This window comes from Actibacterium sp., from assembly GCF_055134745.1.
Genome location: NZ_JBSRVX010000023.1, coordinates 14,918 through 40,160, shown reverse-complemented (window position 1 = coordinate 40,160; position 25,243 = coordinate 14,918). Strand labels below are relative to the sequence as shown.

The following is a 25,243-nucleotide window of genomic DNA, read 5'->3' as shown; positions in this document are numbered from 1 at the left end:
GCTGGTCCGCTGATCGCCACCCTTGCAGCCAAAGCCGCGCCTGTCATATAGAGACGCCAGACCGCAGATCAGTTTCGGGGACGCATATGGCAGGCCATTCCAAATGGGCAAATATCCAGCATCGCAAGGGGCGTCAGGACGCCGTGCGGGCCAAGCTGTTTTCCAAGCTGTCCAAGGAAATCACCGTGGCCGCCAAGATGGGCGACCCTGACCCCGACAAGAACCCGCGCCTGCGTCTGGCGGTGAAAGAGGCCAAGTCGGTATCCGTCCCCAAGGATGTGATCGACCGCGCCATCAAGAAATCCATTGGCGGCGATGCCGAGAATTACGATGAAATCCGCTATGAGGGCTATGGCCCCGGCGGCATCGCCGTGATCGTCGAGGCGATGACCGACAACCGCAACCGCACCGCCTCGAATGTGCGCTCGACCTTTACCAAGAACGGCGGCAATCTGGGCGAAACCGGATCGGTCAGCTTCATGTTCGACCGCAAGGGCCAGATCAGCTATCCCGCATCGGCGGGCGATGCCGATACCGTGATGCTGGCCGCGATCGAGGCCGGCGCCGAGGATGTCGAAAGTGATGAAGACGGCCATGTCATCTGGTGCGCCGATACCGATCTGTCCGAAGTGTCCACAGCGCTTGAAGCCGCGCTGGGCGAAAGCGACAGCGCCAAACTGGTCTGGCGCCCCCAGACCACGACCGAACTGGATCTTGAGGCGGCGCAAAAGCTGATGAAGCTGATCGAAACGCTGGAAGATGACGATGACGTGCAGTCGGTGACGGCGAATTTCGAGGTTTCGGATGCGGTGATGGAACAGCTGTAGCCAGCATGAATTCCATCCATATGCGATAATTGATCAAAACAGGCTTGTTCTTTCGGGCCGCATCGGATCAATTGTTGATATGTCAGATGCTTCATCACCCATGCCGGAACATCGCCCGATCACCGGGATCTATTGGATGGTGCTGGCCGGGATTGTCTTTGTCGGCATGACCGCTTCGGTAAAACATCTGGGGCGCGATCTGCCCTCGCTGGAAATCGCGTTTCTGCGGTTCGCGCTGGGGTTGCTGTTCTTTATCCCGGCCTTGCCCCAACTGATAAAGCTGGATTTCACCCCGCGCCTTGTGCGCCTGTCGCTGCTGCGCGGTGTCGTGAATGCGGCCGCAGTGACCTGCTGGTTCTACGCCATGACCCGGATTCCGCTGTCCGAGGTGACGGCGATGAACTATCTCGGGCCGGTCTATATCACCATCGGTGCCGCCTTCATGTTCGGGGAAAAGCTGGCCATTCGCCGTATTCTGGCCATCGTGGTGGCGATCTGCGGCATGGTGATCATCCTGCGCCCCGGGTTTCGCGAACTGTCATTCGGCCATGTCACGATGCTGGGCTCGACTTTTTTCATGGCATTGTCGTTTCTGGTCGCCAAGCGGCTGACCGAATTCGTCTCGCCTGTGGCGGTGGTGGCCCTGATGTCGCTGGGGGTCACGGTGTTTCTGGCGCCCCTGGTCGTGTTCGTCTGGGTGACGCCCACACTTGAACAGATGGGCTGGCTGTTTCTGGTGGCCGCCTTTGCCACCGCGGGCCATTACACGATGACGCTGGCCTTTCGCGCCGCACCCATGGCGCTGACCCAGCCGATCACCTATCTGCAGCTTCTTTGGGCCACGATCCTGGGCTGGTATGCCTTTGGCGAGGCTGTGGATATATGGGTGATCGTCGGTGGCGCCGTGATCATGGCCGCCGTCAGCTTTATCATCTGGCGCGAGGCGGTAACCAAATCCAGGCCGATCACCCCGCCGTCGAACGCAACCAAGCTTTAGCTCGGTAGAACCGTCTAGCGGCTGCGTCCCGAAGGCGGCCAATCGCTGGGCCCGTCCTTGATCAGCGCATCGGTGGTCTCGACGACATGCGGGATATTCATATGCATCTTCTGCATCAGCGCGATCAGGGTTTCGCGTTCGGTCTGGCTGAATCCGCTCAACAAAACCTCGGCCCGGCGCAGCGCCACCTTCAGCATGGCATTGTAAAGCCCGACGCCCTGCCGGGTAAGGGTCAGTGAAATCCGGCGGCCATTGGGCTGTTCGGCGGCGATATATCCCTTGTCTTTCAGCGTCGCGATGCTGCGGCTGACAGCGGCCTTGTCCATGCCCAGAAACTCGCTCATCTCGGATGCGGTCCCTTCGGTCTTGACCCCCAGATAGGCCACGACACGCCAATCCGAAATGCCCACATTGAACATCTTGCGATAGGCCTTCGAGCCATCAGCCGCAAATTTATTATTGACCCAAACCAGCAGGCTGGGAACATGGTTTTCCAGATCGAGCGGCAGCGGGGCCACATCCGGCAGGTGCTGCGAAGTGCTTTTCGTCGTTTGGTCCACGGTCATCCCGGATATGCTGCGTCTATGTTTGAGCGCGATTGATATTTGGTTCAGCGTTCCGAATCAACCGTGCATGATGGCGCAGGCGGAATTTTGGTTGACGTATCAACGGCTTTCTTGGCACAAAGCCTGCAACGATGCCCGCGCCACAGGGGCTGCCTTGGTATAAGGTGACGTTGGTGCCGGTCAGCGATGCCTGGGATGGAGGACCCGATTTTGACACTGGATACAGACAGCAAGAAACTTCTGGACTGGCGCATGGAGATCAACGCGCCGTTTTTCGAGGATATGGAGCCGACCGCGGCGCGTCAGGCCATGGCCGCGGCCCGCGCTGCGGCCAATGTGACGCCGCCCGAAATCGGATCCGTTCGCGATCTGGCCGTCAGCGGCGATGGCCCCGATATCGGATTGCGTCTGTATCGCCCCCTGGGCGCGGGGGACGGTCCGCTGCCGTTTCTGGTGTTCTTCCACGGCGGCGGCTGGGTGATTGGTGACCTGGACAGCCATGACATTTTGTGCCGTCAACTGGCCAATGGCGCGGGCTGCGCGGTTGTGGCCGTCGATTACCGTCTGGCGCCCGAGCATCGTTTTCCGGCCTGTCTGGAGGATGCCGAGCGCGCAATTCGCTGGATCTTCGCCCATGCGGGCGACCTGGGGCTGGACCCTTCCGCCGCCGCCATCGGCGGGGACAGCGCGGGCGGCAATATCAGCGCGGTCATGACCCATCTGTCGCGCGACGGAAAGCTGCCGACGTTCAAATATCAGGCCCTGTTCTATCCGGTGACCGACCTGACCTTTGCCCGCCGGTCCTATGATGTCAGCGCGCAGGGGCTGCCGGTGACCAGGGCCACCATGGCCTGGTTCCGCGATCACTATCTGAACAACCCGGCGGAACGGGTGGATTGGCGCGCCTCGCCGGTATTTGCGGCCTCGATGAAGGGCCTGCCGCCCGCCTATGTGCTGACCGCCGGATATGACCCGCTCAGCGATGAGGGCGAGGCCTATGCCCGCCGGTTGCGCGATGACGGGGTGCCGGTGACCTATCGCGAATATCCGGGCCAGATTCACGGATTTCTGACAATGGGTGCGGCCCTGCCCACCGCCCATGCCGCCGTGGCCGAAATCGCGGAGGCGCTGAAGGCCGGTCTTGCGGCGTGATACGGCAAATCAGATCACACAGGAATAGAGGCTGAGAATGCAAGAAAAATCACAACCCGTTGCCTTTGTCACCGGCGCGGCCGCGGGCATCGGCTGGGCCACGGCGCAAAAATTTGCCCAGCAAGGCTATCGCGTCGTCGTTGCCGATTTCAACGCATCCGGCGCGCAGTCGCGTGCCGGGGAACTGGGCCCCGATCATCTGGCCGTCGCCTGTGATGTCGCGTCCGAAGCGCAGGTCAAGGCCGCCGTCGCCACCGCGATCGACCGATATGGCCGCATCGACGTTCTGGTGAACAATGCCGGAATGGGCATGGCGCATAAGCCCACGGTCGAACAGACCGTCGAGGAATTCGACAACATCATCGGCGTCCACCTGCGCGGCACCTTCCTGACGACGCGCGAAGTGGTGCCCCACATGATCGCGCAGGGTGGCGGGGCCATCGTCAATCTTGGCTCGATCGCCGGGGTTGTCGGATTGGCCAAGCGCAATTCCTATGGCGCCGCCAAGGCGGGAATCGGTCAGATGACAAAATCCATGGCCTGCGAATTCGCGGCGCACGGGATACGGGTGAACGGCGTGGCCCCCGGCTATGTCGATACCGCGCTGGTCCTGAAACTGGCGCAGGATGGTTTCATCGACCAAAAGAAACTGTGCGCGCGCACGCCGCTGGGGCGGTTTGCCCAGCCCGCTGAAATCGCCGAGGCCATCTATTTCCTGGCCTCACCCGCCGCCAGCTATGTCACCGGGTCAATGCTGAGCGTGGATGGCGGCTGGGCCGCCTTCGGCGATGCCGGGGTCGCGGCCCATGTAGACTGAATGAGAGTGTTGACATGGCGTCAGCATTGGTTGATATATCAACTCTAGCGATCGACCCTGCGCTGCATGCACGGTCTGCAGGGACGATCGCAACGGACAAATGACCAGTTGGAGGAACTGACCATGACAACAGACAGCACGACGCAATACGATGCGATAATCGTCGGGGCGGGTTTTTCGGGGCTTTATGCCTTGCACAAGCTGCGCGAAATGGGCATGACCGCCCGCGTCATCGAAGCCGGCAGCGATATCGGCGGCACCTGGTTCTGGAACCGCTATCCCGGCGCGCGCTGCGATGTGGAAAGCATGCAGTATTCCTATTCCTTCTCGAAGGAAATCCAGGATGAATGGCAATGGACCGAGCTTTACGCCACCCAGCCCGAAATCCTGAAATACATCCATTTCGTGGCCGACAAGCTGAAGCTGCGCGACGGCATTCAGTTGAACAGCCGCGTCGTCGCCGCCAAATTCGACGAAGCCGCCAACACCTGGACCGTGAAGACCGACAAGGGTGACAGTTTCACCGCCCGCTATTGCATCATGGGCACCGGTTGTTTGTCCGTGCCGCTGGATCCCGCCATTCCGGGACTGGATCAGTTCAAGGGTCCGAAATACCGCACCTCTGACTGGCCGCAAGAGGGCGTGGACCTGACCGGCAAGCGGGTTGGCCTGCTGGGCACCGGATCGACCGGCATCCAGATCACCCCCCGACTGGCCGCCAGCGCCAAGGCGCTGCACGTGTTCCAGCGCACACCGAACTATTCGATCCCGGCCCATAACCGGCCGCTGGATGAAACCTATGTCCGTATCTGGCGCGAAAACTATGAAGAGCGGCGCAAGCAGGCCCGCAAGGCGCGCAACAATACCATGAATAATCCCGGCGACCGTTCGGGACTGGAATACACGCCCCAAGCGCTTGAGGCCGAACTGGAGGCCCGCTGGGCCGCTGGTGGCATCGGCTTCATGTATGCCTTCACCGATATCAACACCAACAAGACGGTGAACGACGCGGTATCGAAATTCGTGCGCCGCAAGATCGGCGAGATGGTCAAAGACCCGGTCACGGCCGACAAGCTGACCCCGAAGGATTATCCGATCGGCACCAAACGCATCTGCGTCGATACCGATTACTTCACCACGTTCAACCGCGATAACGTGTTCCTTGAAGACATCAAGTCGGACCCGATCAAATCGGTAACGGCGACGGGTGTCGAACTGGAAAGCGGGCGCAAGGTCGATCTGGATGTGCTGGTGCTGGCAGTCGGCTTTGACGCGATGACAGGCGCGCTGCGCAATATTGATATCGAAGGGCGCAAGGGCGAAAAACTGGCCGATGTCTGGGCCGATGGGCCGCATACCTATTTCGGGCTGATGGTCGCGGATTTCCCGAACATGTTCATCGTGGCCGGGCCCCAAAGCCCGTCGGTGTTCACCAACATGGTGACTTCGATCGAACAGCATGTCGACTGGATCACCGACACGATCGCCGATCTGGAAAAGTCCAAGCTCAAGACGATCGAGGCGGAACACGGCGCCCAGGAGGAATGGGTGCGTCACGTGGCCGAGATCGGCAGCAAATCGCTGCTGGAGGAAGGCAATTCCTGGTATGTCGGCGCCAACGTGCCAGGCAAGCCGCGCGTAATCACCCCCTATCTGGGGGGCGCGGTGAAATACATGGAGATGCTGGAGGCGGCGACGGCGCAGAACTACAAGGGTTTCAAGCGCGCCTGATCCGGTTGCCGGACAAGCATCTGTTCCGGCGCGGGACAAAACCGCGCCGGAAATTCTGTATCCGGCGGGGAGGCCGGATGCGACAACGGGAGGAGTGGGTATGAAAACCCAGGTTGCCATCATCGGCGCGGGCCCGGCAGGGCTGTTGCTGTCGCAATTGTTGAACAAGGCGGGCGTCAGCACCGTGGTGCTGGAACGCCAGACCCGCGAATATGTGCTGTCACGCATCCGCGCCGGTGTGCTGGAGTGGAGCACGGTGGAATTGCTGCGCGCCGCAGGCTGTGGCGACCGAATGGACCGCGAAGGCATCCCGCATGACGGATGTTACCTGTCCACCGCGCATGGGCTGTTCCGCGTCGATTTCAAAGAACGCTGCGGCAGGCAGGTCATGGTCTATGGCCAGACCGAGGTCACGCGCGATCTGTATGACGCGCAAGACGCCATCGGCGCCACGATCATCCACGAAGCCGCTGATGTGGCACTGCACAATCTTGGTGGCGATGCGCCTTATGTGATTTATCAAAAAGACGGTGTAACCCACAGAATTAATTGTGATTATGTCGCCGGCTGCGATGGATTTCACGGTGTTAGCCGCCCGACGATTCCGGCCTCGGTCCGGCGCGATTACGAAAGGGTCTATCCGTTCGGCTGGCTTGGTGTGCTGTCGCGCACGCCGCCTGCGGCGGATGAACTGATCTATGCCAACCACCCGCGTGGCTTCGCGCTGGCCTCGATGCGCAACGCCAATCTGTCGCGCTATTACATCCAGGTGCCGTTGTCGGATACGGTTGAAGACTGGTCCGATGATGCCTTCTGGGCCGAACTCAAGCGCCGCCTGCCCAGTCGGTTTGCCGATACGATGAAAACCGGCCCCTCGATCGAGAAATCCATCGCCCCGCTGCGCAGTTTCGTAAGCGAACCGATGCGATGGGGGCGGCTGTTCCTGTGCGGCGATTCAGCCCATATCGTGCCGCCCACGGGGGCCAAGGGGCTGAACCTTGCGGCGTCGGATGTGCATTATCTGTCGCGGGCGTTGATAGGGGCCTGCACCGCGGGCGATCTGTCAGGCATCGACAGCTATTCCGCCGATGCGCTGGCGCGGGTCTGGCAGGCGATGCGGTTCAGCTGGTGGATGACCACCAGCCTGCACCGCTTTCCCGATCAAAGCGAGTTCGACCAGAAGATACAGGAAAGCGAATTGGATTATCTGGCCCGCTCGGATGCCGCGCAAACGGCGATGGCCGAAAACTATACCGGTCTGCCGTTCTAGGCGGCCGGGTTTGATCCGCGTCAAGGTATCCGCTGCGGCCGCGCCCTAGGCTGGGTCGCAGCGAACAAAAAGGAGACCGCGCATGTCAAACACCCCCCACGAGCTGGCCGAGGAATTTCCGGCCCAGGTTGAGGCGATCCACCGGCTGAAGGCCACGAACTCGCATTTTGCGCGGCTGGTCGATGACTATCACAACATCAATCGCGCGATTCACCGGGCCGAAACCAATGTCGAACCCACCGACGATCTGCACATGGCGCAGATGCGCAAGCAGCGGCTGGCGCTGAAGGATGAAATCGCGCGGATGCTGGCTGCGCCCGCGCAGGGCTGATCTGTCAGGCCCCGGCCTCGCCTTCGGCGGGGCCTTCAACCTGCTGCTGGAACCGCTCGAAGAACTGATCGGCCATCTTGCGGGCGAATCCGTCGATCAGGCGTGATCCCAATTGTGCCAGCTTGCCGCCAACCTTGGCATCAACGGCGTAATCCAGCTCGGTCCCGCCCTCGACATCGCGCAGCCGCACGACGGCCGCGCCCTTTGCAAAACCGGCAACCCCGCCCTTGCCTTCACCCACCAGCCGATAGCTGTCGCCGGGAACCACGTCTTCCAGTGTGACCGCACCCTTGAAGGTGGCGCTGACCGGCCCGACCTTCTGTTTTACAACCGCCTCGAAGCCCTCTTCGGCCGAGCCGGTCAACTCCTGACAGCCCGGAATGCAGGCCATCAGGGTTTCGGGATTGTTCAGATGGGTCCAGACCGTCTGACGATCGGCCGCAATCACCCGTTGTCCTGTCAGTTCCATGAAATTCTCCTTGTTGCCAGAGCATTACTGCCGATCGGCCTAATCCGCAATCTCATACGGCAAAATGCCCCGATGATCGTGATCGACCCGCAGGCGACGCTCCAGCGGTGGAACCGCCCGCTGATGGCAGGCCTTGCGGTCACAGATCCGGCAGGAAATGCCGATCGGTTCAAAGGCGGCGTCGCGGCTTATATCCAGATCATCGGCATAGACGATCTGCCCGGCATGGGCCACCTCGCAGCCCAGACCGATGGCAAAGCGGCGCACCGGCGCGCCCCATGACCCGCCCGATTTCGACACATCCCGCGCCAGGCAGAAATAGCGCACCCCGTCCGGCGTTTCGGCCAGTTGCCGCAGAAACCGCCCTGGCGTTTCAAAGGCGCGGTGCACGTTCCACAGCGGACAGGCCCCGCCGAAACGCGCGAATTGCAGCCGCGTGGCGGAATGGCGCTTGGTGATCGTTCCGGCCTGATCGACCCGCACGAAAAAGAACGGCACGCCCTTGTTGCCGGGCCGTTGCAGCGTGGACAGCCGATGCGCAACCTGTTCGATCGAGGCACCGAACTGGTCGGCCAGCCGCTCCAGATCATGGCGGGTCGCCTGCGCGGCGCGCAAGAACGGGCCATAGGGCAGCAGGGCGGCACCGGCAAAATAATTGGCCAGCCCGATACGGGCGATGGCGCGGGCCTGATCGCTGCGAAACCGCGCGAAATCCAGCGTGGCGTCCAGCAGATCGCCCTGCGTCAGCAAAGCCACCTGATGCAGCATCTGAAAGGTCTGGGTCGCAGGTGCGCTGTGGCGTGACAACACCAGCCGATGCGCGGGGCCGTCAAAATCACGCAACTCACGGGCGTCCTGAATGTCGACCGCTATCCCGGCATCGCCCAGCACCCCGCGCGCCCGCCATGCCGGATCGATCCGTTCGCCCGCCGGGCAGGCAAAACGCTCGGCCGCGCGATCCACCGCGTCGATGTAATTGTCGCAATAGTGAAAGAAATCGCGCACCTCTTCCCAGGGGCTGGGCTGGGCGCGGGCATCTTCGCGGCCCAGCGCCTCGTCCAGGCTGGCCAGGCGTTCATGCGTTTGGCGATAGGCGCGGTGCAGATCCAGAAAGGCCCGCGCCAGGGCAGGGGCGTTCGATGCAGCCAGCCGCAGATCGGCCAGCGGCGGGGCGGCATCGGCGAAAACCGGATCGGCCAGCGCCTCGCGCATGTCGGTTACGATGCGTTCGGCATCGCCGGCCGACAATTCCGTGACGTCAAAGCCGAATTCCTGCGCCAGCGCCAGCACGACGCCGGTCGAAACGGGCCGGTTGTTGTTTTCCATCTGGTTCAGATAGGGCAGGGATACCCCCAGCTTGGCCGCGAAATCCTTTTGCGTCAGCCCCAGCCGTGTTCGCATTTCGCGCAGCTTCGCCCCTGCATAAAGTTTCTGGCTGGCCATGGCGCACCTTTGCTGCTTTGCAGCCGCAAATTACCGCTTTGCAAAGGGTTGGCGCAAGCCCCCTACAGATGTGGCCCGGGATCCACCATGCCTGTCAGCTCTCCCGCCAGCCGGTTTACGCGGCGCACATACAGGATAGAGGCCACCGACAGCAGCGCCGTAGCCATCATCAGCGCCAACAGCGGATAGACCCCCCATTCGGGCCGCAACACCGCCCCCGCGATGGCCGACAGGCCAGCGCCGCCACCCATCATGATGGCCCCGCCAAGCCCGCTGGCCGTGCCCGCCAGATGTGGCCGCACCGACAGCGACCCCGAAATCGCATTGGGCAGGACCATGCCGTTTCCAATCCCGACCGAGGCCATGAAGCCGAAAAACGCCAGCGGATGTGTGGCCCCCAATGCGAACAGGACGGCGGGTATGGTCATCCCCGCGATCAGAATCCAGGTTCCGATCATGATCATCCGGTTTATACCCGCCCGCACCGAATAGCGCCCCGCGAAAAAATTGCCGATCAGATAGCCGACCGCCGGAAACCCCAGATACAGCCCCATGACCGACGGCGACAGGCCAAAGGTCTGACTGGCGACCAGCGGCGCGCCGCCAAGGAAGGCAAAGAAGGAACCAGCCGAAAACGCCGTGATCATGGCATAGCCCCAGAACCGGCGCGAGCGCAGCAGTTCAGGATATTCGCGGAATTGCGCCAGCAGCGATACCTTGCTGGGCCGGGCCGTTTCGCCCAGATCGAACCACGACAGGACCAGCAGGAACACCCCCGCCAGCGCAAGCGCCGCGAAACTGGCCTGCCAGCCCAGCGTTTCGTCCAGCAGCCCGCCCAGGGCCGGGGCCGCCATCGGGATGACCGACATCGCCATGGTGACATAGCCGATCAGCGATGCGGCCTCTTCGCCCGGCACCATGTCGCGCACGATGGCGCGGCTGAGCACCAGCGCGGATACGATCACCGCCTGACAGACCCGCATCACCAGAAATACCGTCACATTGGGGGCGAAGATGCAGCCCAGTGTGGCCAGAATGAACAGCGCCACCCCGCCCAGCACCACGGGGCGCCGCCCCAGATTGTCGGAAATCGGGCCAATGACAAGCTGCAGCGCCGCCGTGGCCGCCAGATACAGCACCAGCGACAGTTGCATCAGCGCATAGCTGGTGCCGAAATAATCGGCCATATGCGGCAGCGACGGCAGAAAGATATTCACCGTCAGCGAAGAGACCCCCGCAAGCAGGATCAGTGTAAAGATATGAGGCGGGGTGCGCCGGTCCATGAACCGGATCAGGGGGAGAGAGCTCATAAGTCTGGCTTACGCTTGGTTTCTGGTGCTGTCCAGATCAGATGATTTGTCCGCTGAATATGCTTATTTGCAATATGCACATGCTAAGCTGTCAATACTTTGCAAATATTCCCAATTATACTTTTTTTCATGCGCACTTGCCGCTAGTGTGCCCCAAACGCGCTAGGGGAGCCACCGATGAAAGATATCCTGCTTGAACTGGAAAACCGTCGTGCCGCCGCTGCACTTGGCGGTGGACAGAAACGGATCGACAGCCAGCACGCCAAGGGCAAACTGACCGCGCGCGAACGCATCGAGCTGCTGCTGGACGAGGGCAGCTTCGAGGAATTCGATACATTCGTCGCGCATCGCTGCACCGATTTCGGGATGGAGCAGGAACGCCCTTACGGTGATGGCGTCGTGACCGGCTGGGGCACGATCAACGGGCGCATGGTTTATGTCTTCAGTCAGGATTTCACCGTGTTCGGCGGATCGCTGTCGGAAACCCACGCCCAGAAGATCTGCAAGATCATGGATATGGCGGTGCAGAACGGCGCCCCCGTGATCGGGTTGAACGATTCCGGCGGTGCGCGCATTCAGGAAGGCGTGGCCTCGCTGGCGGGCTATGCCGATGTGTTCCAGCGCAACGTGATGGCATCGGGCGTGGTGCCGCAGATTTCGGTGATCATGGGGCCCTGCGCGGGCGGGGCGGTTTACAGCCCGGCCATGACCGATTTCATCTTCATGGTCAAAGACAGCAGCTATATGTTCGTGACCGGCCCCGATGTGGTGAAAACCGTCACGAATGAGGTGGTCACCGCCGAAGAACTGGGCGGCGCCGTGACCCATACCAAGAAATCATCGGTGGCCGATGGCGCCTTTGAAAACGATGTCGAGGCCCTGGCCGAGGTGCGCCGTCTTGTCGATTTCCTGCCGCTGAACAACCGCGAAAAGCCGCCCGTGCGCCCGTTCTTTGATGACCCGGCCCGGATCGAGGACAGCCTGGATACGCTGGTGCCGGAAAATCCGAACCAGCCCTATGACATGAAGGAACTGATCCACAAGGTGGCGGATGAGGGCGATTTCTACGAAATTCAGGAAGATTTCGCCAAGAACATCATCACCGGCTTTATCCGCATGGAAGGCCAGACTGTGGGCGTGGTGGCCAACCAGCCGATGGTGCTGGCCGGATGCCTGGATATCGACAGCAGCCGCAAGGCCGCGCGTTTCGTGCGGTTCTGCGATTGCTTTGAAATCCCGATCCTGACGCTGGTCGATGTGCCCGGTTTCCTGCCGGGCACCGGACAGGAATTCGGCGGCGTCATCAAGCACGGCGCGAAACTGCTGTTCGCCTATGGCGAGGCGACCGTGCCAAAGGTCACGGTCATCACCCGCAAGGCTTACGGTGGCGCCTATGACGTTATGTCGTCCAAACACCTGCGCGGCGATTTCAACTATGCCTGGCCCACTGCCCAGATCGCGGTGATGGGGGCCAAGGGCGCGGTCGAGATCCTGTATCGTTCGGAACTGGGTGATCCCGAAAAGATCGCCAAGCGCACCGCCGATTACGAGGCCCGCTTTGCCAACCCGTTCGTGGCAGCCGAAAAGGGGTTCATCGACGAGGTGATCAAGCCCCATTCGACCCGCCGCCGCGTGGCGCGCGCCTTTGCAAGCCTGCGCAACAAAAAGCAGGAAAACCCGTGGAAAAAACACGATAACATTCCGCTGTAAGCGTGGGGTCTGGGGCGACGCCGATGCGCAATCAATGGCATATTCTTCGCGAGCCCGGCGTTCTGACGCTGACGCGCCGCCTGCCGGCCAGGTTCGACCTGGCCGCGCGGACGGACATGCCCTTGATGCGACGGGGTCGGCTGGCCCATCAGATCAGACAGGATATGTGGCGCGCGCTGCGCCACATGCGGGGGTTTTCACCGGTTGTGCGCATCGAAGACGGCGACGGGGTCTTGCATGTGCAGGCGGGCGGCGCCGTTGATGGCCCATGCCCGAAATTGCAGGCTCAGGCGGTGGTTGCGACGCTGCTGAACTGCCCGCGCCACCGCGCGCGCTGGCTGGCCCATGCGGTGCGGCCATGATGCAGCAGGGGATGGCATGCACGGCGCTTGCCGCGATTTGCGCGTTGCCGGTCTGGGCGGCCGACGCCGCACGAATCACCGTGCCCTCGGGGCAAGAGGTGACATTTCTGGAAACCATTTGGGGCGAGCCGGGCGTCGAGGGATTGACGGCGCGCTTTCGATTCGTGGCGCCGGCGATTGCGCGCGACGGCGGAACCGTCAGCCCCGAACTGGCGCGCGATGACATGGTATTTCTGTGCGAAAACTTTGCCTTGCCACGCCTGTCTGCCACCGGTCCGAAGCCCGCGCAGATCGTGATTTCCTTGGCTGATCGGCCTTTGGACTTTGGCCAGTCGGCCCCCGAAGCCACCCAGTTTTTCGAAGCCTTCCGACCCGAAAATGGCGCTTGCGCGTTGGAGGAGTTCTGATGCGATATGGGGACAATAATCGGCTGAAAGGCAATCTGTTTCGGAATGATGCTTTCCTGCCACAGGGCGGCAAACTGCTATGTTCCCTATGTGCAACGCCAATTCGATTGGCTATAGTAACGCAAGGCCACTTTTCCGTGAGCCCGAACCCAGGAACAGCCGGGCCGATGCAGGTGCAGCGGAATCCGGCGCAGAATATGAGTAGGATTCTAATATGTCGAACCCGGTTAAAGCCCTTCTGGCCGTTTGCGTCGTTGCTTTCGTTGCTGGCTGCGCGAAAAAAGAAGAAGTCGTCATCACGCCGGCTCCGGTCATGTCCGAGCCTGTCAGCCAGAAAATGTAATTTTGGCCCGGGACGGGCGTTCTCGCCCGTCCCAACCCGCCACCCCCTGACCGGATGGGGGGCGTGATGCTGAAACACCGAGGCTTTCCTGGCCGTCTTCCGGGCACCGATTTCCAATTTACAATCCGCCGCGATAACAATAGGGGTGCCACCCCCCTGATCGCCCGCGAACGTTTTGCCGACCGCCGGCCTGCCGACCGGCGCGCCGATGCCGGGTTCATGGCTGCACTGCTGGATCATTTCGGCGAAGAGCCCTTTGTGCGTGGCAACCTGGATGCGGGGCGGCTGTCCTGGCTGTTCGGGCGCGAGGTGGTCGCCGCCGAAGACCCGTTCGACCCCGAAAGCTATGACGCGCTGCTGCGCATTGACATGCGCCGCGCCCGTGCGTCGTTTCCCGACCTGTTCGACACAGGGGAATCGGCATGATTTCGCTTGTGCTTTATGGAAATAGGCAAAATTCGGCCCAGCTTTTTCGGCGCGTCATTTCGGACTTTGTGCAACGGCGGTTTTGCGTCAGATTGACGACAGGTCAATCCACCTTGGTTCGCACCGGGGTTTCGACTTTAGTTTATTGTTACCCTTCCCCTTCTCTCTGGTCTGGCCCCTCTCTGGTCAGACCAGACACTTTTTGTGCGAATAATGCTTCGATCTGCATGGTCGGGGCACCTTACCATGGAACCTTCCGGGCGAATCCGCGTTGGAATAAACAACAGGCCAGATACAAAGGCAGAGCAAAATGGACAAATTCAAGTTTACAGCAATTGTCGCGCTGGTTTTGGCAACCGCAGGTTGCCTGGACAATGACAGCGAACGTGCCCTTGCCGGGGCGGCGGGCGGTGCGGTTGTCGCCGGTTCGCTGGGTGGCAATGCCGTTGCGGGCGCTGCAGTCGGTGCGGCAGCCGGTGCGTTGTGCGACGACGCCAAGCTGTGCAAGTAAAACATCTTTTCCGCTGACCGCGCTGCGGTCTGCGCAATCTTACGTCAAAGCCACCGTGGCCCTTGGGCCCGGTGGCTTTTTGCATATTCTGGCCGGTGCTTTCGCGCCCCGGCCCCTATTCGGAAGGGACTGACATGTTCAAGAAGATCCTGATTGCCAACCGGGGGGAAATCGCCTGCCGCGTCATCAAGACCGCGCGCAAGATGGGCATCCAGACGGTTGCGATCTATTCAGATGCCGACAAGAATGCGCTGCATGTGTCGATGGCCGACGAGGCCGTCCATATCGGCCCGCCGCCGGCGAACCAGTCCTATATCGTGATCGACAAGGTGATGGACGCCATCCGTCAGACCGGCGCCGAGGCGGTGCATCCCGGCTATGGCTTTTTGTCCGAGAACCCGAAATTCGCCGATGCGCTGGCCAAGGCCGGTGTCGCCTTTATCGGACCGCCCAAGGGCGCGATCGAGGCGATGGGCGACAAGATCACGTCCAAGAAGCTGGCGCAGGAGGCCAAGGTTTCCACCGTGCCCGGCTATATGGGTCTGATCGACGACGCTGAACACGCGGTCAAGATCTCGGGCGAGATCGGCTATCCGGTGATGATCAAGGCCTCGGCGGGCGGCGGCGGCAAGGGGATGCGGATCGCCTGGAACGATCAGGAAGCCCGGGAAGGGTTCGAATCGTCCAAGAACGAAGCCGCCAACAGTTTTGGCGATGACCGGATCTTCATCGAGAAATTCGTGACCCAGCCCCGCCATATCGAAATTCAGGTGCTGTGCGATGCACATGGCAACGGCATCTATCTGGGCGAGCGGGAATGTTCGATCCAGCGCCGTAACCAGAAGGTCATCGAAGAGGCCCCCAGCCCGTTTCTGGACGCCGCCACCCGCAAGGCGATGGGCGAACAGGCCGTGGCCCTGGCGCAGGCCGTGGGCTATACCAGTGCCGGCACCGTTGAATTCATCGTGGACGGCAACCGGAACTTCTATTTTCTGGAAATGAACACCCGTTTGCAGGTGGAACACCCTGTCACCGAACTGATCACCGGCGTCGATCTGGTCGAACAGATGATCCGTGTGGCCAATGGCGAACCGCTGTCGATTACGCAAAAGGATGTCAAGCTGAACGGCTGGGCGATGGAATGCCGCCTTTATGCCGAAGACCCCTATCGCAACTTCCTGCCCTCGATCGGGCGTCTGACCCGCTATCGCCCGCCCGTCGAAGAGGTGCGCGCCAATGCGGTGATCCGCAACGATACCGGCGTCTATGAGGGCGGCGAAATCAGCATGTATTACGATCCGATGATCGCCAAGCTGTGCACCTGGGCCCCGACCCGCGCCGAGGCGATCGAGGAAATGCGCATCGCGCTGGACACGTTCGAGGTCGAGGGCATCGGCCACAACCTGCCCTTCCTGTCGGCGGTGATGGATCACCCGAAATTCGCCGCCGGTGACATCACCACCGCCTTTATCGCCGAGGAATATCCCGAAGGGTTTGATGGCGTGTCCCTGCCGATGGATGCGCTGCGCCGCGTGGCCGCCGCCGCCGCCGCAATGTTCCGCGTCGCCGAGATCAGACGCACCCGCGTTTCTGGCCGGATGGATAACCACGAGCGCAAGGTCGGCCGTAACTGGGTGGTCAACCTGCAGGGTGAAAGCTTTGCGGTGACGATTGATGCCGATCCCGATGGCTCGACGGTGACTTTTGCCGATGGGGCGTCGCACCGGCTGACATCGACCTGGGTGCCGGGCCAGCCGCTGGCACGCATCGACATCGACGGCGAACCGCTGGTCCTGAAGGTGGGCAAGGTGTCCGGCGGGTTCCGCATCCGCACGCGCGGGGCCGATATCAAGGTGAATGTCTATACCCCCCGTCAGGCCGAACTGGCCAAGCTGATGCCGGAAAAACTGCCGCCCGACACGTCGAAACTGTTGCTGTGCCCGATGCCCGGCCTGATCGTGAAGGTCAATGTCGCGGTCGGCGACGAAGTTCAGGATGGTCAGGCGCTGTGCACGGTCGAGGCGATGAAGATGGAAAACATCCTGCGCGCCGAACGCAAGGGCATCGTGGCCAAGATCAACGCCGCGCCGGGTGACAGCCTGGCGGTGGACGAAGTGATCATGGAGTTCGAATAGGGCGATGACGCGGGCATGGGGAAATAAGTTGCCTCAGGTGGGGGAAGGGCATATGTTCACTGTATGTTCCGTTTCCACCCCTGAGTCAGCCCCCGTTAATGCCCTTGCGCGTCAGCACGCTTTTCTTCGATATGAACAGCTTCTTCGCCTCGGTGGCGCAGCAGGAAGAGCCCGCCCTGATCGGCCGGCCGGTCGGGGTTCTGACGACCGATGCGCCGGGGGCGGCCTGTATCGCCGCCAGTATCGAGGCCAAGCGGCGCGGGGTGCGCATGGGCACCCGGCAGGACGAGGCGCGCAGGCTGTGCCCGGGCATCGTCTTTCGTCCCGCCCGGCACGATGTCTGTGTCGAATATCACCACGCCATCCGCGCGGCGGTGGATACGGTTCTGCCGGTTCAGCAGGCCCATTCGGTGGACGAATTTTCCTGCCTGCTGATGGGGCGCGAGCAGGAGCTGGACAGGGCGCTGGACCTGGCCCGCGCGGTGCAGCAGGTCATTCTGCGGCAGGTCGGCCCGGCGATGCGCTGTTCGGTCGGCGTGGCGCCCAACCGGTTGTTGGCCAAGATTGCGGCGGAACTGGAAAAGCCGGCCGGGGTCAACTGGCTGCATCCCTCGGTCATGCCCGACAAGATCGCCCATCTGACGCTGGACGATCTGCCCGGCATTTCATACGGGATGCGGCCGCGCCTGGAACGCGCGGGCATTGGCGATGTGCGCATGCTTTATGCCATGGCCCCCAAACAGGCGCGCCTGCTGTGGGGCAATGTGAATGGCGAACGGTTTCTGCGCGAATTGCAGGGCGAAACCGTGATCTGGCCGAAAACGCAGGGGCATTCTCTGGGCCACGGTCAGCGGCTGACTGCGGGCAATCGCAGCCCCGAAGGCGCGCGGCTGGTGGCGCGGCGGCTGCTGGTCAAATGCGCGTCGCGGCTGCGCCGGCAGGGGCTTCTGGCGCGCAGCCTGTCTGTCAGCGTCAGCTGCACGCAGCACGGGCGGATGCACTGGGGCGGCGATATCCGGGCCACACAGGACAGTTTCTTCCTGCTGCAGGTGCTGGAACAGGGCTGGGCCGGGTTTCGCATCGCCCAGCCCCGCTCGGTCGGGGTGATGCTGGGACGGCTGCAGCCGCTGGACGCCCATGTGGCCGATCTGTTCGAGGATCGGCCGGGTGCGGGCCTGCCCACCGGGCGCGAGGCGCTGTGCAGCGCCATCGACGCGCTGAACCAGCGGTTCGGTCAGGATACGGTCACATTCGGGCAATTGCCCCCGCATCGGGTGCCCTATACCGGGGCGAAAATCGCGTTTCACCGTATTCCGGAGCGCGTGGAATTTCGCGAATAAGGGATTATTGGGGCGACAATCTGCGTTCCTGTATTTCCTGCTGGCGCAGGGGCATCTTGTCGATGGCGCGGCTGATCTCGCGCAGATCCCAGGGGCTTGGCTTGCGGAACGCCACCGAACCATCCTTGGCCAGCAGCGTCAGCATGAAACCACGCGGCCGCAATGATTTGCGCGCCGAACTTGCCCCGGCCGGATCGGTATCGGTGATGATAACCACATCGCGTTCAGCCAGATCGGCCGGGCGTTCGGACAGCAGCTCCATCTGCCGTACAAAGCGGGGGTCTTCCGGCGTATCGGCGAACACCACCAGCGGGCGGGCGTGCCATTTGAATTCGGACAGGTCGATATCGGCGGCGTCAAATACCGTCTGTGGGGCCACGCGCCACATTTCCAACGCGTCCTCTGCCGCCGCCAGCGATGGCGCCGCCAGGGCAAGCGCCAGTACAATAACAGTTTTCATGCCACCTCCGGTCCTGACCTATATAGGCGGTGGCCGGGCGAATGCGAAGGCCGAAGGCGCAATTGCGGATGCGCCGGCCAAAAGACAGAAAAGGATGACCCCATGACCGACAAGACCAAGCTCTGGGCCGATCTGGCCAGCAAAGAGATGAAGGGCAAGTCACCCGACAGCCTGATCTGGCACACGCGCGAAGGTATCGACGTCAAGCCGCTTTATACCGAGGCCGATACCGACGGGCTGGCGCATATGGGATCGGTTCCGGGGCAGGCGCCCTTTACCCGTGGTCCCAAGGCCACGATGTATGCGGGCCGGCCGTGGACGATCCGCCAATATGCGGGCTTTTCCACCGCCGAGGCATCGAATGCCTTCTACCGTCAGGCGCTGGCCGCAGGCCAACAGGGCGTATCGGTCGCCTTCGATCTGGCCACCCATCGCGGTTATGACAGCGACCATCCGCGCGTTGTGGGCGATGTCGGCAAGGCCGGTGTGGCGATCGATTCGGTCGAGGATATGAAGATCCTGTTCGACGGCATCCCGCTGGATCAGGTGTCGGTGTCGATGACGATGAACGGGGCGGTGATCCCGATCCTGGCCAATTTCATCGTGGTGGGCGAAGAACAGGGCCATGACCGCTCGGTTCTGTCGGGCACCATTCAGAACGACATTCTGAAGGAATTCATGGTCCGCAACACCTATATCTATCCGCCCGAACCTTCGATGCGGATCATCGCGGATATCATCGAATATACCGCCACCGACATGCCGAAATTCAACTCGATCTCGATCTCGGGCTATCACATGCAAGAGGCGGGCGCGAACCTGGTGCAGGAACTGGCCTTTACGCTGGCCGACGGGCGCGAATATGTGAAGGCGGCGCTGGAACGCGGCATGGATGTGGATGCCTTTGCCGGGCGGCTGTCGTTCTTTTTCGCCATCGGCACCAATTTCTTCATGGAGATCGCCAAGCTGCGCGCCGCACGCTTCCTGTGGCACAAGATCATGTCGGAATTTAACCCCAAGAAAGAGGGTTCGCTGGTGCTGCGCACCCATTGCCAGACCTCGGGCGTCTCCTTGCAGGAACAGGATCCCTATAACAACATCGTGCGCACGGCGTATGAGGCGATGAGCGCGGTTCTGGGCGGCACGCAGTCGCTGCACACGAACTCTTTCGACGAAGCCATTGCGCTGCCTACGGAATTTTCATCCCGCATCGCACGCAACACCCAGTTGATCTTGCAGAATGAAACCAAGGTGACCAAGGTCGTCGATCCGCTGGCCGGGTCTTACTATGTCGAAAAGCTGACCGCCGATCTGGCCGATGCCGCCTGGAAGCTGATCGAGGAAGTCGACGAGATGGGCGGCATGACCAAGGCCGTGGCCAGCGGCATGCCCAAGCTGCGCATCGAAGAGGCCGCCGCCCGCTATCAGGCCGCTGTCGACCGGGGCGAAGAGGTGATCGTGGGCGTGAACAAGTTCCGCCTGGCCAAGGAAGACCCGATCGACATTCTGGATGTCGACAACGTCGCGGTGCGCGAAAGCCAGATCAAACGGCTGGAAAAAACCAAGGCGAACCGCGATCAGGCCGCCTGTGACGCCGCTTTGTCCGATCTGGAACAGGCCGCCGCCAGCGGCAAGGGCAACCTGCTGCGTCTGGCGGTCGAGGCCGCACGGGCGCGCGCAACCGTGGGGGAAATCAGCATGGCGATGGAAAAGGCATTCGGGCGGCACCGGGCCGAGGTCAAGACGCTGGCCGGCGTTTACGGCGCGGCCTATGCCGGTGACGAAGGTTTTGCCGCGATCCAGAAATCGGTGGAAGATTTTGCCGAGGTTGAGGGCCGCCGCCCGCGTATGCTGGTGGTCAAGATGGGCCAGGACGGGCACGATCGCGGCGCCAAGGTGATCGCCACCGCATTCGCCGATATCGGGTTCGACGTTGACGTTGGCCCGCTGTTCCAGACCCCCGAAGAGGCGGCACAGGATGCGGTGGACAATGACGTGCATGTCGTGGGCATCAGTTCGCAGGCGGCAGGCCACAAGACGCTGGCGCCCAAACTGGTGCAGGCGCTGAAAGACGCGGGTGCGGGCGATATCATTGTGGTGTGCGGCGGTGTGATCCCGCAGCAGGATTATCAGTTCCTCTATGACAATGGCGTCAAGGCGATCTTTGGTCCGGGCACCAATATCCCGCAGGCAGCCGAAAACATCCTGAAACTGATCCGCGAGGCGAAATAGCGCGCCGCAACAGACGTGCGACAGGAAAAATCTTCACGAAGATTTTCAGCGGGGCAAGGATTTTCAGGAAAATCCTTGCCCTTTGCCCTTGTCAGGGAGCCGTGCCTGCCTGCCTGGCGGTCTCTGGCTGCACGGTCAGTGACATCCCGTCTGAAAAGCCTGACAAGATTATGGGTCGGCATTGGTGCTCCCTTGACAGAACTCTCGATCAGGTCGAGTTGGGTTATGTTGTTCAAGGTCAATGACTTGAGGTGATCATGATCCTGCGTTCTGCCTCTGTTTCCGATATACCGGCGGTGCTGGGGGTCTGGAATCCCATAATCCGCGATACTTTGGCTGTTTTCTCGCCGCTGCAGCGCACCGCGCCCGAGGTTGCGCAATTAATTCAGGACAAGGCCACGCAGGGGTTTGCGTTTCTGGTGGTGGTACAGGATGACCGGATGCTGGGCTTTGCCACCTATGGGCAGTTTCGCGCGGGGGCGGGTTACGCCCATTCGATGGAACATACTATCATGCTGGCCCCCGGCGCACGCGGGCGTGGCACCGGGCGTGCGCTGATGGCTGCGATCGAAGACCACGCCCGCCGCCGCAAGGCCCATTCGATGATGGCCGGTGTCAGTGCCGCCAATCCCGAAGGCATCGCCTTTCACGGCGCCCTTGGATATGCACATGTTGCGCGCATCCCGCAGGTGGGGCGGCGCGACGGGCAGTGGCTGGATCTTGTGCTGATGCAGAAATTCCTGTGATTGGCGGACTGACAGCGGCCGCCAGGGGCGGTATCATATGTCATGACACTTTGGTCGCGCATCAGTGAAATCCTGTCCGCCCTTGCCAATGGCGAAGGGCTGGGCCAGGTTTTTGACCGCCTGCGCACGCCCCCCGAACGCAGCGTGGCCTTTACGATTGCAGTGATCGCGCTGGGGGCCAAGATGGCCAAGGCCGATGGCACGGTCACGCGCGATGAAGTGGCCGCCTTCCGCGAGGTCTTCACCATCCCGCCGGCCGAAACCCGCAACGCCGCACGGGTGTTCAATCTGGCGCGTCAGGATGTGGCCGGTTTCGAAGATTACGCCGCGCGGATCGCACGCATGTTTCGCGGCCAGGATCACATGCTGGCCGACCTGCTGGAGGGTCTGTTTCATATCGCGGTGGCGGATGGCGATTATCACCCCGACGAAGACAGGTTCCTGTTGCGCGTCGCCGAGATTTTCGGCCTTCAGGGCCGGTGTTTCCGGTCGCTGCGGGCGCGGTTCGTGCCTGATGCGGTGCCCGACCCGTATACGGTTCTGGGGGTTGCGCCAGATGCGCCCTATGCGGAAATACGCGCGGCTTGGCGCAATGCGGTGCGCGACAGCCATCCCGACCGGATGCTGGCGCGCGGTGTGCCCGCCGAGGCCGTCAAGCTGGCCGAACGGCGGCTGGTGGCGATCAACCACGCCTGGGAAGAGATCCAGGCCGAGCGCGTGCCATGAGGATCGCCACCTATAACGTCGAATGGTTCAATGCCTTGTTCGACAACCACGGGCGGCTGCTGGACGATGACGAATGGTCGGTGCGCTATAACGTGACACGGGGCGATCAGATCGCCGGACTGGGTATCGTGTTCAACGCCATGGATGCCGATGCTGTCATGGTGATCGAGGCGCCCGATCAGAACGGCAAACGATCCACGGTCAAGGCGCTGGAAAATTTTGCCGCCGCAATGGGATTGCGTGCCCGGCGTGCCATCATGGGGTTTGAAAACGAAACACAGCAGGAAATCGCCCTGCTTTACGATCCTGATATCATGACCCCCCGCCACGATCCGAAGGGAGAGCCGACCGGAAAACAGGGCGCGCGGGATGCGCCGCGTTTCGATGGGGTGTTTCGCTGGGATCTGGACGTGGACAGCGCGCCGGAACTGATCCGCTGGTCGAAACCGCCGCTGGAACTGGCCGTGACCCTGAAGACCGGCGCGCAGCTTCGCATGATCGGGGTGCACGCGAAATCCAAGGCCCCGCGCGGTGCCGAGACGCCCAAGGAAATCATGCGTGTCTCGATCGAAAACCGGCGCAAGCAGATGGCGCAATGTATCTGGCTGCGCCAGCGCGTGCAGACGCATCTGGAAGAGGGCGAGTCGCTGATCGTGCTGGGCGATTTCAACGATGGCCCGGGACTGGATGAATATGAAAAGCTGTTCGGCCGCTCCAGCGTCGAGGTTGTTCTGGGCGGGCCGGAAGCAGACCCTGCGCTGCGTCTGTATGATCCGCATGCGCATCAGGCGCTGCAGGCCCGGCTGGCGGCCAAACCGGCCACCTCGCGGTTCTATATGGCCGATCATAAATGTTACATGTCGGCGCTGCTTGATTATGTGATGCTGTCGCCCGATCTGGTGTCGCGCCGGGCCGCCTGGCGCATCTGGCACCCGTTCGACGATCCGGGCTGTTACAGCGTGCCAGAGCTGCGCGAGGCGCTGCTGGCGGCATCGGATCACTTTCCGGTTTCGGTGGATATCGAACTTTGAAACGCCCTGCGTCAGACATATATCATGTTCATGAGATGGATTTATGCGCTTTGCTTGCCGGTATTTCTGGCCGCCAGCCCCGCACTGGCGCAGGACGACCTGCGCGAGGGGCTGTCACTGCTGGAACGCGGCATGCGGCAATTCTTGCGCGGTCTGGGCGATGAAATCGAACCCACGCTGCGCGATCTGTCCGACCATCTGGCGCCCATGATGCGTGACCTGCAGGGCATGATCGACGATCTGGATCGCTATCACGCGCCCGAAAAGCTGCCCAATGGTGATATCATTCTGCGCCGCAAATCCGAACCCGGCGGGATTGAAATCTGATCCTATGGGGCAGTCGGGGCAGGGCGCACCGTGACCTTGGTCGTGACGCCAAGGGTTTTCGCCAACGAGGCAAAGCGCGCGTCGGCCACCTCGCCGAACAGGGGCAGGGCGGTCGGAACCATCACCAGCTCCAGCAGCTTCTTTTTCGGGAAATAGCGCAATTCGGCCAGGTGATCGGGCACCTGCGTCGAGAACATCGCGCCAAAGCGCATCGCCTTGCCCAGAACTTCGGCCTGGGTGATTTCTTTCTCGTTCAGCAGGCTGAACAGGGGTTCGAACCGGCTGCCCGCGCGGCTGTTCTTGTAGCGATGCAGCAGCGCCAGCCCCAGAAACACCCGTTCGGGATGATTCAGCCCGCCCAGATTGGCGCGCGTGGCATTGTCAAAGCAGACTTCATGCCGGTAATCGGGATGGGCGCGCCAGGCGGTGTCATGCAGCAGGCAGGCCGCCTTGACCAGCCGCATGCGGTCGGGATGCGCCGCCGCGAACAGCGGCTGGACGAAATTGAACAATTCGCGCCCAAAGCCCGGCATGCGCGCATCCTTGGCTTCGGCAAAGCGGCAGGCTTCGATCAGCGGATCGCGCGCCCGCAGGCGTTCGGGCATCTGTTCGAACAGCATCCCTTCGCGAATGCCATAGCTGGAAACGAAAATCTCTTTGGGTTTCAGGGTGGCCAGAAGCTGCGTCAACACCAGACCCGCGCGGGGCAACAGGGCCTGGCGATCGGCAGATATGCCGGTGCGCAGTTTCAGATCTTCGCGCGAAAGACCCGTCATCCAGCGCAGGGTCTCGGCGATGGACTGGCGCGTCATCTGATATTCGTGCAACACTGTCAGTGGATAGCCGCGCCGCTCCATATCCATGCGCGCGATGGCCCGCCACGACCCCCCGACCAGAAACAGGCGCTTGTGCCCGCTGCCGATCCGTTCGGCCAGTCCCGCCACCGTGTCGACAACATAGCGGCGCAGACCTTTATCGCCGCCGGGAATGGCATTCAGCTTCAGCGGACCAAGGGCGGTGCTCAGCCGTCGCCCGACGCGACCCTCGGCCACTTCGGCCAGTTCCATCGACGAGCCGCCAATATCGCAAACCAGCCCGTCTGCACCCGGCCAGCCCAAAAGTACGCCCTGGGCCGACAGGCGCGCCTCTTCCTCGCCGTCGATTACCCACAGCTTCAGCCCGGTCCTTTCTTCGACTTCGGCGCAAAATTCGGGCCCGTCTGCGGCGTCGCGCACTGCGGCGGTGGCGACCACGGTCAGCGGTTCCGCCCCCATGCCCTTGGCCAGCAGCGCAAAACGATGCAGCGCCGCCAGCGCGCGGCGGCGTCCGTCGGGGTTCAGTCGCCCTGTTTCAGACAGGCCCGCACCCAGGCCGCACATGACCTTTTCATTGAAGAAATAGGCCGGGCTGCGCGCAGCCCCGTCAAAGATCACCAGCCGGACCGAGTTCGACCCGACATCGACCACGCCGACACGGCTGAGCGCGCGCACCGATGGATCGTTGAAAATCGGACGACCGAAGGGGCCCCAATCGTCGTTTCGCTGGTCGGTGGTGCCGTCCATCAGATCATCCCC

26 protein-coding genes are annotated in these 25,243 nt (G+C 61.9%); 20 read left to right on the top strand and 6 right to left on the bottom strand.

Translation table 11 applies throughout. The features are described 5' to 3' along the window. Positions 1-86: 86 nt before the first annotated feature. Both ACTCHC_RS04940 and ACTCHC_RS04935 read left to right on the top strand, forming a co-directional pair. Positions 87-827 carry a YebC/PmpR family DNA-binding transcriptional regulator gene (locus tag ACTCHC_RS04940; RefSeq protein ID WP_463021360.1) on the top strand — a complete coding sequence of 247 codons (741 nt, stop codon included), beginning with the start codon at positions 87-89 and terminating at the stop codon, positions 825-827. A 100-nt stretch (positions 828-927) separates the two neighbouring features. Then, positions 928-1,824 carry a DMT family transporter gene (locus ACTCHC_RS04935; protein WP_463021359.1) on the top strand — a complete coding sequence of 299 codons (897 nt, stop codon included), beginning with the start codon at positions 928-930 and terminating at the stop codon, positions 1,822-1,824. A 14-nt stretch (positions 1,825-1,838) separates the two neighbouring features. On the opposite strand, the gene ACTCHC_RS04930 is transcribed toward ACTCHC_RS04935, so the two are convergent. Beyond that, positions 1,839-2,390, bottom strand: coding sequence for a MarR family winged helix-turn-helix transcriptional regulator (locus ACTCHC_RS04930; protein WP_463021358.1), 552 nt, complete (start codon positions 2,388-2,390; stop codon positions 1,839-1,841). Between the two features lie 210 nt (positions 2,391-2,600). Here ACTCHC_RS04930 and ACTCHC_RS04925 point away from each other — a divergent pair, with 210 nt between their 5' ends. From ACTCHC_RS04925 to ACTCHC_RS04905, 5 genes are all read left to right on the top strand, one after another. Further along, complete coding sequence (locus ACTCHC_RS04925; RefSeq protein WP_463021357.1) at positions 2,601-3,542, top strand: alpha/beta hydrolase; 942 nt, start codon at positions 2,601-2,603, stop codon at positions 3,540-3,542. 37 nt (positions 3,543-3,579) lie between these two features. Further along, positions 3,580-4,359 (top strand): SDR family NAD(P)-dependent oxidoreductase, encoded by a 780-nt coding sequence (locus ACTCHC_RS04920; RefSeq protein ID WP_463021356.1) that lies wholly within the window; start codon positions 3,580-3,582, stop codon positions 4,357-4,359. Between the two features lie 123 nt (positions 4,360-4,482). Next, positions 4,483-6,090 carry a flavin-containing monooxygenase gene (locus ACTCHC_RS04915; protein WP_463021355.1) on the top strand — a complete coding sequence of 536 codons (1,608 nt, stop codon included), beginning with the start codon at positions 4,483-4,485 and terminating at the stop codon, positions 6,088-6,090. A gap of 100 nt (positions 6,091-6,190) precedes the next feature. Next, positions 6,191-7,360 (top strand): 4-hydroxybenzoate 3-monooxygenase, encoded by a 1,170-nt coding sequence (pobA, locus tag ACTCHC_RS04910; RefSeq protein ID WP_463021354.1) that lies wholly within the window; start codon positions 6,191-6,193, stop codon positions 7,358-7,360. An 82-nt stretch (positions 7,361-7,442) separates the two neighbouring features. Next, the gene (locus tag ACTCHC_RS04905; RefSeq protein WP_463021353.1) at positions 7,443-7,691 is read left to right on the top strand and encodes a YdcH family protein; all 249 of its coding nucleotides are present in this window, start codon (positions 7,443-7,445) and stop codon (positions 7,689-7,691) included. 4 nt (positions 7,692-7,695) lie between these two features. On the opposite strand, the gene ACTCHC_RS04900 is transcribed toward ACTCHC_RS04905, so the two are convergent. The 3 genes from ACTCHC_RS04900 to ACTCHC_RS04890 form a co-directional block, all read right to left on the bottom strand. Next, on the bottom strand, positions 7,696-8,160 hold the full coding sequence (locus ACTCHC_RS04900; protein WP_463021352.1) for a CoxG family protein: 465 nt from the start codon (positions 8,158-8,160) through the stop codon (positions 7,696-7,698). A gap of 39 nt (positions 8,161-8,199) precedes the next feature. Further along, positions 8,200-9,603 (bottom strand): helix-turn-helix domain-containing protein, encoded by a 1,404-nt coding sequence (locus ACTCHC_RS04895; protein ID WP_463021351.1) that lies wholly within the window; start codon positions 9,601-9,603, stop codon positions 8,200-8,202. Positions 9,604-9,665: 62 nt separating this feature from the next. After that, complete coding sequence (locus ACTCHC_RS04890; RefSeq protein ID WP_463021350.1) at positions 9,666-10,913, bottom strand: multidrug effflux MFS transporter; 1,248 nt, start codon at positions 10,911-10,913, stop codon at positions 9,666-9,668. Positions 10,914-11,090: 177 nt separating this feature from the next. On the opposite strand from ACTCHC_RS04890, the gene ACTCHC_RS04885 reads away from it, so the two are divergent. The 8 genes from ACTCHC_RS04885 to ACTCHC_RS04850 all read left to right on the top strand — a co-directional run bounded on the left by ACTCHC_RS04885 (position 11,091) and on the right by ACTCHC_RS04850 (position 18,147). Beyond that, positions 11,091-12,623 carry an acyl-CoA carboxylase subunit beta gene (locus ACTCHC_RS04885; protein ID WP_463021349.1) on the top strand — a complete coding sequence of 511 codons (1,533 nt, stop codon included), beginning with the start codon at positions 11,091-11,093 and terminating at the stop codon, positions 12,621-12,623. Between the two features lie 23 nt (positions 12,624-12,646). Further along, complete coding sequence (locus ACTCHC_RS04880) at positions 12,647-12,985, top strand: hypothetical protein (protein WP_463021348.1); 339 nt, start codon at positions 12,647-12,649, stop codon at positions 12,983-12,985. Positions 12,986-12,996: 11 nt separating this feature from the next. Then, positions 12,997-13,392, top strand: a complete 396-nt coding sequence (locus ACTCHC_RS04875; protein WP_463021347.1) for a DUF6497 family protein — start codon at positions 12,997-12,999, stop codon at positions 13,390-13,392. Positions 13,393-13,606: 214 nt separating this feature from the next. After that, positions 13,607-13,735 (top strand): hypothetical protein, encoded by a 129-nt coding sequence (locus ACTCHC_RS04870; protein WP_463021346.1) that lies wholly within the window; start codon positions 13,607-13,609, stop codon positions 13,733-13,735. Between the two features lie 66 nt (positions 13,736-13,801). Further along, positions 13,802-14,161, top strand: a complete 360-nt coding sequence (locus ACTCHC_RS04865) for a hypothetical protein (RefSeq protein WP_463021345.1) — start codon at positions 13,802-13,804, stop codon at positions 14,159-14,161. A 310-nt stretch (positions 14,162-14,471) separates the two neighbouring features. After that, positions 14,472-14,672 carry a hypothetical protein gene (locus ACTCHC_RS04860; protein WP_463021344.1) on the top strand — a complete coding sequence of 67 codons (201 nt, stop codon included), beginning with the start codon at positions 14,472-14,474 and terminating at the stop codon, positions 14,670-14,672. A 134-nt stretch (positions 14,673-14,806) separates the two neighbouring features. Continuing rightward, on the top strand, positions 14,807-16,807 hold the full coding sequence (locus tag ACTCHC_RS04855) for an acetyl-CoA carboxylase biotin carboxylase subunit (RefSeq protein WP_463021343.1): 2,001 nt from the start codon (positions 14,807-14,809) through the stop codon (positions 16,805-16,807). Positions 16,808-16,938: 131 nt separating this feature from the next. After that, complete coding sequence (locus ACTCHC_RS04850; protein ID WP_463021342.1) at positions 16,939-18,147, top strand: Y-family DNA polymerase; 1,209 nt, start codon at positions 16,939-16,941, stop codon at positions 18,145-18,147. Between the two features lie 4 nt (positions 18,148-18,151). Here the strand turns inward: ACTCHC_RS04850 and ACTCHC_RS04845 are convergent, their stop codons facing one another. Further along, entirely contained in the window at positions 18,152-18,607 is a 456-nt protein-coding gene (locus ACTCHC_RS04845; RefSeq protein WP_463021341.1) for a DUF4174 domain-containing protein, read from the bottom strand. A 102-nt stretch (positions 18,608-18,709) separates the two neighbouring features. Here ACTCHC_RS04845 and scpA point away from each other — a divergent pair, with 102 nt between their 5' ends. From scpA to ACTCHC_RS04820, 5 genes are all read left to right on the top strand, one after another. Further along, the gene (scpA, locus tag ACTCHC_RS04840) at positions 18,710-20,839 is read left to right on the top strand and encodes a methylmalonyl-CoA mutase (protein ID WP_463021340.1); all 2,130 of its coding nucleotides are present in this window, start codon (positions 18,710-18,712) and stop codon (positions 20,837-20,839) included. Between the two features lie 260 nt (positions 20,840-21,099). After that, positions 21,100-21,585, top strand: coding sequence for an N-acetyltransferase family protein (locus ACTCHC_RS04835; RefSeq protein ID WP_463021389.1), 486 nt, complete (start codon positions 21,100-21,102; stop codon positions 21,583-21,585). Positions 21,586-21,627: 42 nt separating this feature from the next. Continuing rightward, positions 21,628-22,311: a TerB family tellurite resistance protein gene (locus ACTCHC_RS04830; protein WP_463021339.1), complete on the top strand. Its 684-nt coding sequence runs from the start codon at positions 21,628-21,630 to the stop codon at positions 22,309-22,311. Further along, a complete protein-coding gene (locus ACTCHC_RS04825; protein ID WP_463021338.1) occupies positions 22,308-23,342 on the top strand; it encodes an endonuclease/exonuclease/phosphatase family protein in 1,035 nt (344 codons plus the stop codon). Before ACTCHC_RS04830 ends, ACTCHC_RS04825 begins: the two co-directional genes overlap by 4 nt. Before the next feature lie 30 nt (positions 23,343-23,372). Continuing rightward, on the top strand, positions 23,373-23,669 hold the full coding sequence (locus tag ACTCHC_RS04820) for a hypothetical protein (RefSeq protein WP_463021337.1): 297 nt from the start codon (positions 23,373-23,375) through the stop codon (positions 23,667-23,669). 2 nt (positions 23,670-23,671) lie between these two features. On the opposite strand, the gene ACTCHC_RS04815 is transcribed toward ACTCHC_RS04820, so the two are convergent. Further along, complete coding sequence (locus ACTCHC_RS04815; RefSeq protein WP_463021336.1) at positions 23,672-25,231, bottom strand: Ppx/GppA family phosphatase; 1,560 nt, start codon at positions 25,229-25,231, stop codon at positions 23,672-23,674. Between the last annotated feature and the right edge of the window lie 12 nt (positions 25,232-25,243).